General features: G+C 36.6%; 5 protein-coding genes. All 5 read right to left on the bottom strand.

What is annotated here, in order from left to right:
* Positions 1 to 158 precede the first annotated feature (158 nt).
* A complete protein-coding gene (locus ACIQ38_RS02370; RefSeq protein ID WP_483880205.1) occupies positions 159 to 5,513 on the bottom strand; it encodes a S8 family serine peptidase in 5,355 nt (1,784 codons plus the stop codon).
* Between the two features lie 724 nt (positions 5,514 to 6,237).
* On the bottom strand, positions 6,238 to 8,823 hold the full coding sequence (locus ACIQ38_RS02365) for a bifunctional 2',3'-cyclic-nucleotide 2'-phosphodiesterase/3'-nucleotidase (RefSeq protein ID WP_402817447.1): 2,586 nt from the start codon (positions 8,821 to 8,823) through the stop codon (positions 6,238 to 6,240).
* A 451-nt stretch (positions 8,824 to 9,274) separates the two neighbouring features.
* Positions 9,275 to 12,739, bottom strand: coding sequence for an immunoglobulin-like domain-containing protein (locus ACIQ38_RS02360; protein WP_402817445.1), 3,465 nt, complete (start codon positions 12,737 to 12,739; stop codon positions 9,275 to 9,277).
* 138 nt (positions 12,740 to 12,877) lie between these two features.
* The gene (locus ACIQ38_RS02355; RefSeq protein WP_402817443.1) at positions 12,878 to 13,963 is read right to left on the bottom strand and encodes a response regulator; all 1,086 of its coding nucleotides are present in this window, start codon (positions 13,961 to 13,963) and stop codon (positions 12,878 to 12,880) included.
* A complete protein-coding gene (locus ACIQ38_RS02350) occupies positions 13,964 to 16,969 on the bottom strand; it encodes an ATP-binding protein (RefSeq protein ID WP_402817441.1) in 3,006 nt (1,001 codons plus the stop codon).
* Between the last annotated feature and the right edge of the window lie 109 nt (positions 16,970 to 17,078).

Genomic DNA, 17,078 nt, shown 5'->3' with positions numbered 1-17,078 from the left:
GCAGGACTAAAATTCCATATGTTAGTTGTAACATCCCTGTGTGAGACACTATTCTGAATACTTCCTTACACAGAGCATCCACTACTCAAAAAAAAGAAACAGTTGGGACATTGTCCAGCTGTTTCTTTGGAATCACAAACTATTGTCAGAATTGTTTCTCACACAGGGACAGGAATTGCTCCTGCACCCGGCATAAGTGTTTCAATACTTGGTACGTAATACTCTGGAACAGGTTCCGGGGTTTTGAAATCCGGTGCGAAAGATTCTGGACTAGGTACTAAGTTTTCCGCATTTGGAACTACTAGTATGATTGCTCGATCTGAAACAGTCACATTAATAGTCAGTTCGTTTTTACCGTATTTAACAGTAATTAACGCGTTGCCTGTTTTTTGTGCTCTAACTAAACCATCCTTAGTAACTGTAACTGCCTTATTATCTACCGAATATTTCGCATTTTTTGTTACATCTTTTTCATTTGTTACGCCCATTGCTGTTGTGATTTCTGTAATAGCTAGTTGTACTTCTTTTCCTTCTTCGGTATCAATTTGTGTAGTATTTGCAACTAGTGTCACTTCTGGTGTTGTGACCGTTACATTTACAGTTATTTCATTTCCGCCATAGCTAATGATGATGGATGTGTTTCCTACGTTTTTAGCCGTTACTTCACCGTTTGATACAGTAGCTATATTCTTATCTAATGTTTTATATGAAGCTGCTGTTGTTACATTTTTTTGAGTTGTTTTTCCATCTAATGCTGTTTTTACTTCTGTAATTTTCAATTTACCTATTTTTCCTGGTTCTAAGTCAAGTTGTGTTTTATCAGCAACAAGTGTTAGTTCTGGTGCTATAACTGTTACGTTAACAACCGCTTCACTATTGTTATATTTAATAGTAATAGTAGTAGTTCCCGGATTTTTAGCTCTTACTACGCCATCTGTTACAGAAGCTACTTGCCCATTTTCTACTTTATAGGTAGCATTTGAAGTTACATTTCTTTCTTTTGTTTTTCCATCTGCTGATGTTGTTACTAATTTAACAGTTAGTTTCGCTTCTTTTTGTGGCTCTAACGAAATGTCTGTTTTGTTTACAGTTAGTACTTCTTGTGGTGCGATAACTGTTACTTTTACAGTTACTTCGTTTTTTCCATATTTAGCAGTGATTGTTGCTTCCCCACCACTAATAGCTCTTACTACACCATTTTTTACAGTAGCCACTTCTTCATCGTTAGATGTATATGTGGCGAAGTTTGTTACATCTGACTGTTTTGTTTTTCCGTCTGCAGAAGTGATTACTTCTTTAATCGTTAGTTTTGCTTCTTTTTCTGGTTCTAGTGTAATTTCTGGTTTATTTACAGTTAACGTAACTACTGGTTCTACCACAGTGACATCTATCGTTACTTCGTTTTTATCGTATTTTGCGGTAATCGTTGTAGTACCTGCTTTAAGTGCTGTAACCAAACCATTTTCTACGGAAACAATATTACCTTTTGCTTTATAGGTTGCCGATTTTGTTACGTCTGTCTTTTTCGTTTTGCCATCTGCTGTTGTTGTTTCTTGGATAATTTTCAGTTGTGCTTCTTTTCCTGGCTCTAAAGTAAGTGCCGTTTTGTTTGATGTTAAAGTCACTACTGATTCTGTAACTTTCACATTTACAGTTAGCTCGTTTTTACCGTACTTAACCGTAATAGTTGTGCTTCCTGCATTTTTAGCTGTTACTACCCCTTCCTTGACAGAAACAACTTTCGTATCAGCTACTTTATAAGTTGCTGCTTTTGTTACATCTATTGTTTTGGTTTTGCCATCTGGAGTTGTTGTTACTTCTTTAATTTTTAGTTGTGCTTCTTTTCCTTTTAACAGTTCAAGCTCTGTTTTATTTGCAGTTAGAGTTACCCCTAGTTCGTTTACTAGAACATTTACAGTAAGCTCATTTTTTCCATATTTAACTGTAATTGTTGTGCTTCCCGCGCCTTTAGCTGTTACTAAACCATCTTTAACCGTAGCTACTTTCGTATCCGCAGCTTTATATGTTGCCGCTTTCGTTACGTCTGTTGTTTTTGTTTTGCCATCTGCTGCTGTTATTACTTCTGTAATTTTCAATTGTGCTTCTTTTCCTTTTAACAGCTCAAGCTCCGTTGTGTTAGCTGTTAATGTAATTCCTGGTACAATTACTACTGGTTCTTTCACTGTTACGTTTACCGTTACTTCATTTGTACCGTGGGTAACTGTAATCATTGTAGAACCTTTTCCTACTGCTGTTACTAATCCATTTTTGACTGTTGCAATGCTTTCATCTGCTACTGCATATGTCGCAGCATCTGTTACATCTGTATTTGTTGCAGCACCTTCTTTTGGAGTTGAAGTTTCAGTAACAGCCAGTTGAGCTGTTCCACCTACTTCTAAATCAACTGCTGTAGGATTTACAGAAAGCGTAACGATTGCTTCTTCTTTTTCATAAATTAAAGTTTCTCCTACATTACCGGCAGCATCTTGAATAACAACTTTTACAGAATCTGTGTCCGCTGTTACTGGGAATGAGTAAGATCCATCTTGCGCTAATTTAAACTGTACTGGTGCAGAAGTTTCTCCGTTAACTGTTGCAACATAAGAAGCTTTAAGCTTGTCATTAAGATCAAATTCTAAACCGTACCAATATAGTTCTTCATTATAATCAATATATTTGTCCGTTACTTGCCCTGTTGCCACTCCATCTTTCACAGATCCTTCAATTTCTGGTTTTGTTGTTTTCACGACAATCGGTCCTACATAGTCACCAATTACACCTGAAGAAGATTGCGCAGAAAAGTCAATAGTATATAGACCATCTGGAATCGTTGTTGCAGGTGCAGTGCCCCATGGTTTGTATTGCCCAGCTACATTCAGTGTATAAGATCCTTTTGCAAGTGAAGAACCTGCATGTAAGTAGCCAATATAGCCGTCACCGTATTCTCCACCTTCAGGATCCATGATATCCCAAAGCTCGATATAGTTTGTTGTCACATTACCAGTCAACGTGAATGAAAGTACAGCTGAATCTTTCACACCGTCTCCATTGAAGGAAAGGTCCGTCTCTGTAATTTTCATATCTTTAATTTCCGCGGCTGCTGCTACGTTACTAAAATCAGCTGCGAATGGCAATGAGATTTCAGAACCTCCACCGTTAATATGGATAAATCCTAGAATTTCAGATCCATTTGGTGCTGTCGCTTTCGAAGCAGTCAATTGCACATTTAACAGTTGCTCTCCGTTCAATGTGAATGAAGATTTATCCACCGTAACTTTTGCATCGCCAAATGATTTTGTCGTATCAACTGTTACTTGATAATCTCCTCCACTGCCCTTCACATCTTTTACAAGAACTTGTTTGGTGACAGAACGATTTTCCGTTAATGGCTGTGGACCAAATGTAACCGTCCCTTTTAAGTTTTCAACTTTTGCACCAGTTCCGTCTAGTACTGCTTCGTCAATTGCATAAGCAAGTACGCTTGGATGAGCTGCTGCGTATGCGTCTACACGTCCAGCACCTTGTGCGAATACATCGTATTTTGTTTTATTCAGCACTTTAGCTGTATTAGAAAGTGCAACTTTTATATCAAATGCATTCCAATCCGGATTCGCTTGTTTTACAAGAGCCGCAATCCCTGCTATATGTGGTGTAGCCATCGAAGTTCCCGTTTTGCGATCATATGCTTCATCATAAACAGCTTCTGGGAAATCTGCTTTGTACATAGGAATTGTAGACATGATATTTGTACCAGGAGCGCTTACATCTGGCTTAATATCAAAGTTTGGAGTAGACGGTCCACGTGAACTGGAATCATTGACTTCATCTCCAACGGTTGCTGTAGAGTTAAAATTTCCAAAAGAAACTTTTCCTGTTCCTCCATTTAACGCTGCACGAATTGCTTCTCCATCTGTTTGAGACATATCAAACGTTGGAATAAATGCAAATGAGTCTCCTAGGAATGTACCAGATGCATTTGGTGCATTCGTGCCTCCTGCAAAGTTATGAATGATCGTTGCAACTGCTCCGTTTTCTCTTGCATAGTCAATCTTATCAACAAACGCAATGCTACCACGAGAGATTAATGCCACTTTTCCATTCACATCAATTCCTTGATAATCCTTAGCTTCCCCATTTCCAGGAACAGCTACTAAGTCATACTGGCCTTGCAATTGCGTTCCTAAATCTTTACCAAAAGTAGTACCCATTAACTGTAATTGTTTCGTAAGGTCATAGTCACCGACTGTTACATTTACTTGTCCGTTGTACATTGTTTCTGGATTAGTTGTGTTACCAACCGCGATACCTAAACGAGCTGTCCCAGGAGTTCCCATTGTTCCGCGGTTAGGGCCGTCATTACCAGTAGCGATTACGCCAATTGTGCCAGCCATCATAGCGTTGTTTATCGCAAATGATCCAGCATCTGTTTCAGTGTTAGCGCCCCCGCCTAAGGAAAGATTTATAATATCCATTTTTTCGATTACCGCCGTATCAATGGCTTTTACGATTCCTGATGAGGATCCACTTCCATAAGCTCCTAGCACTCGATAAGCATAAAGATCTACTTTTGGTGCAATCCCTTTAATGCCGTATTCATTCGCACCAATTGCAGCAATTGTACCTGCTACATGTGTACCGTGAGAAGTATAAAACGCACTTCCTCTTTCATTAAATTCCGGTGTTCCAGCAGGACGTTCTACTGGGGAAGTTTCCGATGCATCATTTTCTGAACGAGTTTTTGTATAGGTAGATGAGTTCGGGATAAAGTTCTTTCCACCTTTATAAATACCTGCAAATTCTGGATGATCCGCATCGATTCCAGTATCTAATACTGCTACTTTGATGCCTTGTCCTTCAATTCCTTCATTCCAAAGTCGTTCAATTCCTAGGAAGGATATACTTGTATTCATTTTTGCATCTACGATTTTATCTTTGTTAATCGTAGAAGGTTTTGACGGTTTCGTTTTTTGTGGTTCTTCAGAAGCATAAACTATTGTATCTGGTTCTACTAAAGTAACTCCTTGAACAGTAAGTAGTTTTGGGAGGTCACTTGCTTTTACCGTTGCGGCAAAGCCATTTAATACAGTATCAAATGTATAACCTTGTTTCACCGCAATTTTTTTTGCAGTTAATTCTTTTTTTACAGTTGTTTGTTGTGCTTTTACTTTATTTCTTACTTCATTTTCCTGTGCCGCTGAAAATGATTTTCCTTTTAGTTCGTTTATCCCTTTTTCAAGGGCAACTGGTTTTTCAGATAAGTGTACGATTACTGCAACTTCTTGGTTACCCGATAGGTCTTGTAGCTCATTGTGTAGTTTTGGTCCGCCATCCAACAAATTAAGTTGTTCTGCAATTGCCGCTTTCAGTTCCATCTTGCTTTCATCCGGTAAGTTCTGTTTGAATGGCTTGACATCTGTATTAGCGGATGCGGTTATAGCCGGACTGAACATCGTAAATATCATAGCTAGTACCATGAATGTGCTAAATAGCTTATTTACTAGTTTCTTCTTCAACATGTTTCTCCCCTTTTTCCCCAGTTACTTACTCTTCAAATCGATAAGTTTTTCCTGATCAATCGCTAATGCATTCTGATATTAATCGCTTCCTTCCTATGTAAATGATGAGAGTTACATATAAAGTAACTCTCATTATTTAGTACTTTTTTAATGTATGTGTTAGTTCTTATTGCTATGACTTGTCTTGGTGGTTTTGGTTTTTGACGTGTCCCTGTGTAAGAAACAATTCTGGAAATAACTAAAATTTTTTTCATTATAAGTGGGAAGATAGATACATATATCACTTTCTTTTAAATTTCACTTTCTTATGGGGTTCATGAACACTGAATTACTTTTATATGAATAATTTTGACGTGTTGTTAGGAGATTATTAGAGTGGTTTCTTATAATTTGACGTTTGTTTACAATATTCGAGAGGAGAAAAGATAGAGAGGTTCTAATCCGAGAACAATTCTAGTTTTTCTAATTGTTTTTGTCCCTGTGCAAGACACTACTCTGAATACTTCTTTAAACAGCAGGTTTAATCAATAAAAAAAGAAACAGCTGCGGATATACCTCATCTGTTTCTATATAATATCAAGCCGTTGTCAGAATTGTTTCTTACACAGGCACGCACAAAACAAAAAGCAACCGCCAAAGTTCTCACCTTTGCTGTTGCTTTTTGTATAAATTGTAGTCAAATATCAGAATTGTTTCTCACACAGGGATATTATTTGGGACATTATTTAATTGAATACTTACCAAATCCATCCGTACCATCGCCGATGTATTTAATGCTTCCATCTGCTGGGAGTACTGTCGCTGCTTGTTTAGAAGATTCGAATACGACTTGTGCGTTTGCTGGCAAAGCAGCGAATTTCCAATTACCATCAGCAGATGGGTCGATTGTTTGCTCGACTAGTATATAGTCGATGATAATTTGTCGGTTTTCATCTGGATGGATTTCAATTTCCGTTGCATTACGGACGCCTGGGAATGTTCCGCTTGCACGGTAGTTATTTGTTGCTACGATAAATGTTTGGTTTAAGTCTATTGGTTTTCCCTCGTATTGCAAGTTTACTATACGTGATGCATTTTTGTTTACTAGATTACCGTCTGCATCGTATTTTGCCGGCTGTGTTACATCGATTTCGTATGTCACGCCATCAATTACGTCGTAGTTGTATGAGCGGAAGTCGGTGTTGATCAGTTGTTGTTCTCCAGTTTTAGCGGGATCGATTTGATTGAACTGACCTGCAGACATTTCCAACCATTCTTTTACATCTGCTCCCGTAAGTTTCACTGTTGCTACCGTGTTGTCGTATAGATATAGATCCGCTACGTTTTTAATAGCAAGTTCACCTTTTGGAACAAATGTGTAGTACTCAGGGTCGCTTCTTGTTCCTGCTTTAAATGGTGCTCCAGCAGATAATACTGGAACGTTTTCATTCGCAGTACCTTTTAGTTTTGCTTTCACATATGCAGTTTGTGCATCTGTAACAATTTGAATAGATGGATCGTCCTGCACTTGAGAGAAGTAGCTATGAATATCTGCAGTAGTCTCACCAACTGCTTGTCGAACATATTCAATTGTCCCTTCATGTGCTTCTTTCACAGCGTTCACAACGGATTGATCGACATCCGTTGCATCTTTTGCAATGGTGCGCACTTCTGCTTTAGAAGACACCACCTTCCATTTGTCTCCATCTTTCTTCAATTTCAAATCAATTACGCCTAAATGGCTACCAAATTTACCAGGCATGACAACTGGAACACCATTCATCGTTCCATTTTTGACGTCTACATTTGTCAGAGAAGCATCTACTGTTCCAGGGAATACTTGATGTGCATGTCCCGTAATAATCGCATCTATGCCTTCAATCTTTGTCAATAAATACGTTACATCCTCTTCCCCAACTTCATGTGTTGCATCCCCCATTCCGGAGTGGGAAAGCACAACAATTACATCTGCCCCTGCTTTTTGCATTTCAGGAACAACTGCTGATACAGCTTGTACAGAGTCGTCGACAGTCACTTTTCCTTCTAAATTCGTTTTATCCCATTTCAAAATTTGAGGAGGGACAATTCCAGTAACTCCTACTTTAATTGTTGATTTTTTACCTTCCGAATCAACCACTTCTTTGTCGATTAACACATAAGGTTTGTATAATAATTTTCCATTTGCTGCATCCCGAATATTCGCATTTACATAAGGGAAATTAGCGTCATCCATTACTTCATCTAAATAATCCAGACCATAATTGAATTCATGATTACCAAAAGTAGCCCCGTCATATTCTAAAAGCTCCATCGCTGTTACAGAAGGATGCTCTTCCCCATCAACAAGCTTGTCTACTGCTTGTTTATAGGAACCTAGCGGAGTACCTTGAATCGCATCTCCATTGTCAAATAATAATGTGTTATTATTTTCTTTTCGTGCATTTTTGATCAATGTAGCTGTTTTAGCAAGTCCTAAACTATTAGAGACCGTATCTTTATAATAATCATAGTTCACAATGTTCGTGTGGATATCAGAAGTACCTAAAATACGTAGAGAAACCGTGTCTTTTTCTTCCGCAGGTGCTGCACTTAATGCCGTTACTTTTTCAAGTAATTCCTTCATCATTGGGAAACTACTAGTAGAAGGTGCTTTATCAAGTAACGGTTTAATCGTTTCGACAACTTTTGCAGCTTCTTCTTTTTTACCAGCAGCTACTAATTTTTCCGCTTCTACTACTTTCATATAAATAGTTACCGGCACCATCAACTGGTCTCGTTTCGCATTCGCTGGTTCTTTATATTGATCTAATAACAAATCTCTTGCTGCTTTACCAGTGAAACGATAAAGAATAGCAGTACGACTTTTCAACTGAACAGATAATTGGTGGTATAATTTCTCCACTTTCGCCCAGTCTTTTTCTGCTTCCGCGACTTTGATATCCGCCAAGATCGGATTTAAATACTTGTCCGCATAATTATAAGCATCAATATATGGGATGATTCCTTTTGTAATTCGTTCGTTATGTAAATCTTCTAATTCTTTTAATAGTACATTTTTGTTTTTAGCATTCGATTTTACAATCGCAGCCTTCGCTTTTTCATAATTTGCTTTTGCCTTATTTAACGCAGGATATAAATCTTTACTTATTGCAATTTTCCCCTTTTGAGCTGGTACAACATAGGCATAAGCAGCCTCTTTCATGTCTTTTCTTGCCTGATCTACTACATCTTGTAACGAGCTATTCGCAAAACCTACATTTGTCGAAGCCAATAATGACGTTGCAAGAGCAACTGCTACTACCGACTTTTTCACTGTATTCTTCTTCATAATTTCCCTCCCATTTTGTAAAAACGTCCCTATTTAAAGATAATCAAAAGAAATATTTGGTACAATGTGAATATTGTAATGTTTTTGCAAACTAAAAGTATACCCATTTACACTGGGATGGTTGTTCTTGTGGAGAAGTTGGTTTCTCTTACGGGACCATTGTAGTGCCCCTGTGTAACAAACCATTCTGAGTATTCACTTCATAGGGACGTTCTTCTAGTAATAAAGATTTGCGTCCATATAAAAAAGTATCAAATAACACCCACTTTGTTGTCTATGTGGGTGTTATTTGATACTTTCCAGCTGTTGCTTTAGTGTATTGTCCCTGTGAAAAACACTATGTAAAAAAACGAACCGATAGTAGTTATATAAAGAAACTTTATGGTTTTTTTCAAAAGAAGTGAAAAGCTCGTAAGGCACGAACTTTTCACTAGATAAATTAATGTTTATTTTATTTTTGTAGAATTACCTGTTCACCTTGCACTACATATTTTCCGTCCCCGATACTATACATTCCAGGAACATAGCGATATACACGATATTGCTCACCTTTTTTCAAAATACGTGCTATTTTTTTAGTCTTATTGATTTTTTCCCAAATAACAGTATCTTCTAAAATAGTGACCTTACCGATTTGACCAGGACGAAGCTCAAGACCTTTCCATATTTGCTTTAGTCGACTTGTCCCAGTAAGGGCATTTTTGTCTAGCATGGATTTCGAAGGTGTTTCATAACGAATAGCGTTTGTTCGTTCTACCCAAATATCTCCGCCCAATCCAAGCATAGGTGAAATGCTATCATATGCTGGAACTGCTTGTTCTTCTATCAATATATCAACTTTTTTCAATCTATTGTTTACAAGTTCATATACAGGTACAGATTTTTTAATGCTCAAGCAACCAATTGAACTTGCTGAAAGTGTGTCAGTTCCACAACCTTTACCGTCAAAAAACGCTTTTGCACCATCCATGTATACGATTGAGAAGGTACTGAACTTAGAGATTGAAAACTCAAGACCTAGCTCAGTATTTTTTTGATAAGGAACCACTTTTCCTCTAACAATTTCTTTTGTCCCATCACTATGTTCAACAAATACTACAAGATTTTCCAACATTATATCACGGGCTTTTGCATCAGAAGGCAAGCCCTCTTTTAACGGAAGTATAATAGAAACTTCTCTACTTTGCATATTTGTATCAATTTCCATAGGACGTCCTAAGAGTTGAACCGTTTGATTTTTAGCTACATCTTGGATTAATTTCTCTTTCTTCGCACGTTCTTCCACTAACTTTTGTTGTTCCTTAGATTTGATCGGAATAACTTTGAAATATAGATCTTCATTAAATGTGGATAATGAATTAGTTGGAATCGAAATTACAGCGTTTTCCATTGCTATTTCTAGCTTCATTTTTCCATCGTTTAATTGTTTTAAGGCTGACTTTGGAATCTCTACTACTATTTCAGAAACCTTGTCATTCGTGTCTGGAATGATAATTCGTGCAGTATCAGTACCTTGCTGTCTTGCCTTATTTACAGTTTCTTTTGCAATATCCTCAGACATGGAAACATGGTCTTTCACTTTTCCATTTGAATCTGTCGTACGCGTTATTGGTGTTTTCGTTAGGTTTGTCCCATCTTTTCCATCAACGTCGACGACAATCTTTTCTGTGTTAGAAGATGAAGAGGATTCATCATTTACTGTTGGTTTCTTCAATATTATTATAAGAAAATCTTTTGTTGTTGTAACACCATTCTTTTTGATTGTTGCTGTAATGGTAATATTCTTATCAATAGAAGATGGACGAATGATGGTACCATCCTCAAGTACAGATCCAGTGGGATTACTTGACCAAGTAATCGTTGTTCCTTCTGGTCCGCTTGTTGGTAGTAAAAGTTTATTTTTCACATTGAGTGCACTGTCTCCAGGTGAATAATTTATAGCCAACTTATCTTTGGCTATATTCACAGCTTCCACATCTGTAATAGGTAGTTTTAAAACAGTGATTTTAAATGTCTTTGTAACTATTGAATCCCCTTTTGAAATAATAGCAGTTAGTACGATTGCAAAGTTTCCAGTTAAATAAGATGGACGGTTAACTATACCTTCCGGTGATATTAACGAAGGATTATCCGAAGACCAACTAATTTGTGTCCCATTCGATCCTGTTTTCGGTAACTCTAATTTTTGTGTTACTTTCGAGTCATAGTCTCCTTCTGCATAACCAATAGATAATTTTTCTGCTTCATTTGCGACTGCTTCTTCATCCGTTATACCGGGACCCGCTTCATTCTCTATATCTTCGATTGTTTTATCAATATCACTATCCAAACTGTAATAGTATTCTATAGTTTCCGTTTGTCCCGGAGCTAAATTGCCTAGAGTAAATGTTAAGCCGATCCGTGTATCGCGGGTACTTTCTGCAATTATACCGTCATCATTAAATGCTTGTAAGGAATATGGATCTACTGTTTCTAATGATGCTCTAGATCTTGAATCGGTGGACATTAAAACTAGTGCATTCCCAGTTACCGGTCCTTTTGATAGGGCTACAGATTTTGTATCATTAGGATAATTATATGGGACCGAATTAATAGTTTCAAAAGTGTCCCCCATATCATAATCAACATCTGGATCTACAGAACGCATGTACCGTACATCATTTAGAATACTCTCCGTATTATTAGTGATTAGCACCGTCATTTTAAAAAACTTATCGTTATTAGTAAATGATACTGTTTGTTCAACTTTTAACTTTTCATCTGAAGTATGACCACTAGTTTTAGCTGCTAATACTTTTTCAGTGGATATATCTTCAATAGACTCACTTGGTATTTTGATGCTACCACTTCTTTCAGCATTTAAATAAGTAAATGGGCTTCCCCCATTATTATAACCAACGATAAACCCTTCATATGGTCCTCCAGGTAAGAAGTAGTCACCATTTGTCATAGCATTTCCTATATCAAAGCCATCATCATCAAAAACAAACCCTAAGTTTAAACGTTTAATTGGATGAAATCCATTGGGTGCGTTACTTTCAGTTCCAAAAGAACCACTTTTCGATATACCTACCTCTATATATTTCCCACCTAGGAAAACATCATTTCCTACTTTCACATGTCTTCCTATATCTTTAGTGATCTCCTTGAACTCCGGAATCTCTAGTATTAGTTTTTCACTAAAAGTTCCGTCATCATCTTTAACGATTATATAAACATCTTGTGTAGCTACATCTAAATCAGACAAGTTAATCGTTTCTTCCTCAGTAGATAATGAAGTTCCCTCGGTGCTCACATTTATCTCAGGAGCAGGGTCTCCACTTCTCACTAGTTCATAATAATAATGTCCACTTTTACTTGATGCAAATTTTACTTTGGCAGTTGTTGGAGAAAGGCGCTCCACAACTCCCGCAGTTAGCATCGGTGCTATTTTTTCTGCCAATGCTAGTACTGTCACTTGATATACTTTTGAATCCGACACTTCTCCTTTAGAAATTGTTGCTGTTAATGTAACTAATTGATTTCCTAATGAAAAATTAGGACGTTTAACTATGCCATCTATCGCTATAATCTCTGGTTTATCAGAAGCCCATCTTATAGCAACATCCTCAATAGTTGATGTAGGAAGATTTAAGTTATTTGTCGTATTTGACATACTATCTTCCCCTGAATACCCAATTACTAAAGTATCCTTCACTGCCTGTACAATCTCCTCATCTGTTTCTGCATCCGGTGATTCCGAATCAATTGTTGAGGAGCCATCTTCTTCATTTAAGCTTGATGATTGATCAATTTCTTCGTTGGTCAATTCTACTTCTTCATAATCTTCTGCACTTACTATTCCAACATCGCTTAATATGATAGATAACTGAAAAATAAGAATAATGGTCCATACTACTAATCTATTAGTGTTCAAAATATATCCTCCTAGGTTTTTTTTAATAGTTTCCTTGAGTTATACTAGCACTTTAGTCTATACATTTTCTGTACATCGCTGACAAAAAACGACAAAAAATCCACCTTTTTGACAAAGCCGAGGTGGATTTGGTTATTTTTATATGTTTTTCATTAAATTTATTAGTTCTTCCTGTGGCTTTATTCCTAATTGCTTCCAAAGCATAGTTTTATATCTATTATAGATTTCTAGCGCAGCACGGTTGTTTCCTTGTTGGATGTAAAACTGGACTAACTTTATTGTATGTCTTTCTTCCCAAGGGTCCATTTCTATAAGCTTTTCAATAGCTTCTTTTAATACACTGTCTGTTTCGGTAAAGTAAGTATCAACGAATTTCTCTAAAAATTGGGCAACCATTTTTTGCAACTGCTCTCGCTCTTCCATTGCCCAGTCATAATATTCTTCTGCTAAATAATGATTCCTATATAAATCTATTAGCTTTTTAACATCAGCTACTTTGACTTGTGTTTGACTCAAAATTTTCTTGAGATTCTGCACATCGCTACTTAACTCTATCAATAAAGAATAACGCTCATCTACATACTTGACAGAATCATGATATCCTTGATTTTTTAGTTCTTTTCGTAAATGGTACACAGTTGTGTGCAATGCTACCGACGCTTTATCTAACGTACGATCTGGCCATAACTCTTCCATAATTTTTTCTCTGTGTACAGGTTTGTTTTGATGGATGAGATAGGCACAGAACTCTTTTACTTTTTTAGTTCTCCACTTGACCGGTTCATTTTGATGGTCAAGTAGTTGGAAGCTTCCAAGGAAAAGTGCTTTTAATGATATCTCAGTAGAAGGAAGTTCATGCCGTTGTCTACTCTGCCGAATTCGTTGGATTGTTTTTTCCAACCGACTTTTTTCAATCGGTTTCAGGATATAATCTAAAGCCTGAACATTAAATGCTTCTAGGGCATACTTATCATATGCTGTAACGAATACAATATCCGTTTGAGAAGCAGTAGCATTAAATTTTTCTGCGACCTTTATTCCGTTCATTTCCTTCATCTCTATATCTAGAAACAGAATATCAGGCTTGTGTTCTTCCAAACTCTTCAATCCTTCTAATGGATTAGAAAACTTGCCTATAATTTCGATTCCTCCTATTTCTTTTAGTATTGCTTCTAATAGTTGGAGAGCTAAAATTTCGTCATCGACCAATATAGCGTTTAACATTTAGTACCCCTCCTTTTCACTGAGCATTAATGGGAATCTTATTTCCACAATGGTCCCTTTTCGTTCTTCACTCGTTATTTGAATGGATGCATTTTCATAATACTTTAATCGCTTTTCTATATTTAGAAGCCCAACACTTCCATTGTTCTTCTCTACGTTCCAAATGTGTTGTAACTGTTGATTAGGTATTCCTGTTCCATTATCTGTTATGCGGAAAACAATTAGATTATTTTCCTTTTTAACCATGAGCATTACAGTTCCTTGACCTTTCTTCATTTTCAAGCCATGGACTATTGCATTTTCAACAATAGGCTGGATCAATAAAGGGGGTATAAGACAATGGAGTGTTTCTTCCATTTGTACTTCCCATGCTAATTGATCTGGAAATCGTGTACGTTGTATATTCACATATGATTGAATAAGTGAAAGTTCTTTCTCCAAGGGCACTAAACTATGTGTATTTTCAAAGGAAAAACTCCCCCTCATAAAGTTAGCGAAATCTGTAATCATGGTACGTGACTTTTCCAAATCTATATAACTTAGAGATAAAATTGAGTTTAAAACGTTAAAAATAAAATGAGGTTTTATTTGCGCTTGTAAAAAAGCAACTTCCATTTTCACTGCATTTTCTGATGATTCCTTTATTAGTAGTAGATTTCTTATTCGAGTCTTCAACTCTGATGTATCCAATGGTTTGTGTAAAAAATCATTGGCCCCAGATTGGAATGCTGCAATCATGTCTTCTGGTCGTACAGCAGCGGTTAGCATTAAAATAGGAAGCTCGGCCGGTTGATAAGACTTCCTCAGTTGCTGGCATACTTCATACCCTGAAATTTCTGGCATCATAATGTCTAAAATAACAAGATCGACATCAGGATGTTTTTTCACCTGCTCCAAAACTGACTTTCCACTATCCACCGCAATGATGAAATAGCCCTCTGTCACTAGCACATCTATGAGCACTTTCAAATTCACATGATCGTCATCTGCAATAATCACTTTTTTATTCCCTTTATTTTCTATAGTCGTAGGGATAGGAAGATAAAAGTTTTTTTGTTTTACTTCATTGAACTGGGTTGCTTTAGGAAGCGTAACTGAAAAGGTAGTTCCCTTATTAACAACTGAATCTACAGTAATAGTTCCACCTTGAATTTGCACAAGCTCTTTCGTCACACTTAAACCTAGACCCGTTCCCCCAGTTGAATTGCTGTATTGATGAAAAGGCTCAAATACCAACTTTAGATTTTCTGGAGCAATTCCAATGCCAGTATCACGAACTTCTATAACTAATTTTTCTTCCTGTTCGTAGCAGTTAATCTCTACTTTCCCCCAAATCGTATATTTAACCGCATTATCTATTAAATTATATAAAATTTGACGGAGCCTATCCTCGTCGGCCATTACAAATTGTCCTCTTTGGACATGATTTATGATCTTCACATCTTTATCTATCATATACGTAAAAGTTTCCACAACAACATGCGTAATGGCAAATAAATCGACAGAGGTAATGCGAACACGCAGATCTCCTTCTTTCAGTTTGGAAAAATCTAAAATATCATTTACAAGATTAGACAAACGCTGGGCAGTCCCGACTATTAGCCCCATTTTCTCTTCTTCACCAACCGATAAGGAAGATTTTCTATCCTCCAGCATTGATTGGGAAATCGCTATAATCCCATGCAAAGGGGTTCGAAATTCATGCGAAGTCTTTGCAAGAAACGCATCCTTCAACTTATCTACACGTAAAAGAGCTTTGGACAACTCCTCTTTCTTTAAAAAGGAATTCATGAAACGATGGGAAATATAAAGGGACAACATCGCTAAACAAATAAATGGAAATAAAGGTGGCAATGAATTCATTGCATAATTTGACGTTACATTTAGGGTTCCAACAATGAAATAAATAAAAATCGTGAAGCTACTAATGAATAAATAAGAGGATCCTACAGCTCGTTTGGATATCGCAATAATCTGTAAATAGATGATATACACTAAACTGATAAAAATATAAAGAGAATAGTAAATTTGTAGACTAGAGTTGATTTTAACGGGTAATAGCGCAGAACCCGTTAACAAAATACCAACTATACAAAGAATTTTTACGATTCTTTTATTTGTAAATTGCTTTAAAGATGATTGAAAAAAACATAACATAAACAAACCTATCCAAATACTTGATACTGACTGAATTCTTTCGAAAAAAGCATAAGGTGTAGCAGGAAAGAGCTCCAGGAATACCTTCTCTCCGTGAGAGACTGCATATAAAGCATTGGCAAAACAAAATAAGGAAAAGAATAGTTGCTCCACCCCAATTCTTGCATGCAAATAGGAACCTAGAAAGTATATAAACATGGTAGAAAAAGCCGCAATCGTTACCCAATCATAAGCAAGTGATCTTTCCCGAAGCTTTCCTATACTATCTTGATCTCCAATATAAATAGAACCTAATATTCCACCACCAGATGCATAATCAAAATTAGCAACCTGTACAATTATTTCTACTTCTTCCCCGTCAGGAGAAAAATAAGAGACATATGGATTGTTATGAGGTGTATAGGTAGAATCTTCTACCGGAAATCCACTGTTTCCTAATAGTTTTCCATCCATATAAATGGCATTAGACATGCGAATATTACTTGTTTTTATCCCTAAAACTTCTGGTGGATTATTTAATAGAATTTTTAGTCGATACGTACCACTCGTATATTTGGGTACCTCTTTACCTTCTAGGTCGTTTTCTGTCCATAGCGATGGAACTGGAACTAAATAAGATTTTTGGTTATGGAATTCTTGAGAGTTTAATAGCTGGTTAGGAACAAATTCCCATTCGCCATTCATTTCTAACGGCTCGGCTTCGTTAAACTCATAATTACGTAAATCTAGAACACCGTTTACTACTTTTGGTGCAATCGTTTTTTCTTTAACTAGGATTGAACTCAAGGCGAGTCCATAAATAAGTAAAATGCCGATAATAGAGATGATTTTGATGTAGTTTTTTTTCATACTTTTTTGTTTCCTTGGATTTTATTTGTTTGTCATACGATTTATCTTGAAAAGTACTTATTAGATATGTTGATTGTATGTGTAAATGCTGCTTTATACAATATTTTTT

This window comes from Psychrobacillus sp. NPDC096389 (genome assembly GCF_044762855.1).
Classification (GTDB): Bacteria; Bacillota; Bacilli; order Bacillales_A; family Planococcaceae; genus Psychrobacillus.
The sequence above is the reverse complement of the archived record's forward strand: the minus strand, read 5'-3'. Positions and strand labels throughout refer to the sequence as shown.

Excerpts from the sequence above, each read along its gene's own strand:
- ACIQ38_RS02355 (WP_402817443.1), bottom strand. The coding sequence starts at position 13,963 with ATGTTAAACGCTATATTGGTCGATGACGAAATTTTAGCTCTCCAACTA.
- ACIQ38_RS02350 (WP_402817441.1), bottom strand. The coding sequence starts at position 16,969 with ATGAAAAAAAACTACATCAAAATCATCTCTATTATCGGCATTTTACTT.
- ACIQ38_RS02365 (WP_402817447.1), bottom strand. The coding sequence starts at position 8,823 with ATGAAGAAGAATACAGTGAAAAAGTCGGTAGTAGCAGTTGCTCTTGCA.